Source organism: Microbacterium sp. ZW CA_36 (assembly GCF_044987475.1).
Lineage (GTDB): Bacteria > Actinomycetota > Actinomycetes > Actinomycetales > Microbacteriaceae > Microbacterium.
In genome coordinates this window covers 1-2,132 of the sequence record NZ_JBJDRL010000132.1, presented here as the reverse complement: position 1 = coordinate 2,132, position 2,132 = coordinate 1, and the positions used below count along the sequence as shown (strand labels likewise).

Annotated in this window: 2 protein-coding genes; both read left to right on the top strand. The window is 74.8% G+C overall.

Going from position 1 to position 2,132, the window contains the following annotated elements:
* The coding region (locus ACI3KX_RS22025; RefSeq protein ID WP_404911088.1) for an NUDIX domain-containing protein at positions 1-788 on the top strand (788 nt) is incomplete at its 5' end.
* 156 nt (positions 789-944) lie between these two features.
* The coding region (locus ACI3KX_RS22020) for a DNA-binding response regulator (RefSeq protein WP_404911087.1) at positions 945-2,132 on the top strand (1,188 nt) is incomplete at its 3' end.

Genomic DNA, 2,132 nt, shown 5'->3' with positions numbered 1-2,132 from the left:
CCGCCGGACTGCTCGCGGTGGATGCCGAGCGAGGGGTGCTGCTGCAGCACCGGGTCTCGTGGAGCCACTTCGGCGACACCTGGGCGCTGCCGGGAGGAGCGCGCCACGAGGGCGAGTCGGCGTGCGATGGAGCCCTCCGCGAGGCCGCAGAGGAGGCGGGCGTCCCCGACGCCGCCGTGCAGCCGCGCCTGCTGAGCGTTCTCGATCTCGGTTACTGGAGCTACACCACTGTCGTCGGCGACGTCGTCCGGCCCTTCGAGCCGGTCATCAGCGACCCCGAGAGCCACGAGCTGGCGTGGGTGCCGGTGGGCGAGGTCATCGGCTATCCGCTCCACCCCGGCTTCGCCGCGTCGTGGGAGGGGCTGCGCGGTCTGCTCGATGTGCGGCCCGCCGTGATCGTGGACGTCGCCAACGTCATGGGCTCGGTGCCCGACGGCTGGTGGAACGACCGCGCGGGCGCCGCCGCCCGCCTGATCTCGCGGATCGCGGGTCTCGCCGGGCGTGGGGTGCCGGCATCCGCTCTCGACCTGCCCGAGCACACCTGGTACCCCGAATGGACCGCCGTCGTCGAGGGGCAGGCGCGGTCCGTGGCAGACGCCGACGGCGTCGAGGTGGTGCGGGCCGCGGCGTCCGGTGACGACGCGATCGTCGTGGCCGCCGAGCAGGCGGTGGCGCGCGGACGTGTCGTGACGGTCGTCACGAGCGACCGCGGCCTGGCCGGGAGGGCGACGGATGCCGGAGCCGCCGTCCGCGGTGCCCGCTGGCTGCTCGATCTGATCGACGCCTGATACAGACCTGTCGGAATCGCCGCCCGCGCGGGACGGAAGGTCTGCGGCGCGGCCCGCGCCTTGCGGGCCGCGTCTCGGCGGCGGTACGTTTCGCGCAGGATCCGACGGCCGCCGGCGCCGACCCGAGGCCGGGACGCGACCGACGGGGGGAGCGCCATGATCATCTCCAGCGACCTGGACGCCGGCCGAATGGCGGCGGCGGACCGGCGCTGGGCGGACGCCCTCGAGCTGCTCGCACGTGTCGATGCGCGCGTCGGGCTCGGGGCATCCGATCTCGAGATGCTCGCGACGGCGGCGCTGCTCCGCGGTGAGCCGCGTGTATCCGTCGACGCGCTGTCGCGGGCCTACTCGGCGCACCTCGGCGCGCAGGACACCGCAGGCGCTGCGCGCTCGGCGGGGTGGCTGGCGCTGAACCTCATCGAGCAGGGCGACTTCACCAACAGCGTGATGTGGGCCGCGCGCGCGATGCGGATCGCGGGGGCGATGGCCGAGCCCGGCGCGCTGGCGGGCTTCGTCCGGCTGGCGCCGGCCGTCGGGCAGCTGGGCAGCGGGAACGCCGCCGAGGCGGTCCACTCCTTCGAGGAGATCCTCGATGTCGCCGAGCGCGCGGGCGATCGGGAGCTCGCGGCGTTCACGAGACTCGGCCTCGGCAAGTCGCTGATCGAGGCGGGGTCGCCGGCCGAGGGCTTCGCATGCCTGGACCTGGCGATGGCCGCCGTCGCAGCCGGCGATGTCCCGCCGCTGCCGAGCGGCGTGATCGCCTGTGCCTCGGTCCCGGACGCCCTGCTGGCCTTCGACCTCGAGCGCGCGGACGCGTGGACCGCCGTACTGGCTCAGTGGTGCGGCGAGCAGCCGCAGCTGATCGCCTTCAGCGGGCAGTGTCATGCGCTCGAGGCGGCGCTCCTCCTCGTGCGGGGCGCGTGGGCCGAGGCTTCGACGGCCGTCGATCTCGCGCTGTCGCGCTTCCGAGCGGGCGACTACCGGGCGATCTGGGGTGCTCCCTACCAGCTGGGGGAGCTCGCCCGGCTGCGCGGAGCGTTCCACTCCGCCGAGGAGTCGTACCGCCGCGCGGCGGACTCCGGATGGGAGGCGCAGCCCGGCCTCTCGCTTCTCCACCTCGCGCTCGGACGCACGGCGCGGGCGCAGGAGGAGATCCGCCGGAGCGCGGCCGGCGCCGACCCGGTCACCCGACGGTTCCTCCTGCCCGCGCTCATCGAGATCGAGGTGGCGGCGGGCGATCCCGCATCCGCGCGTCGCGCGCTGGAGGAGCTTCGCGGACCGATACCCGACACGGCCACCCCGATGCTCGACGCCACCGTCGTCACGGCGGACGCGAGGGTGCTG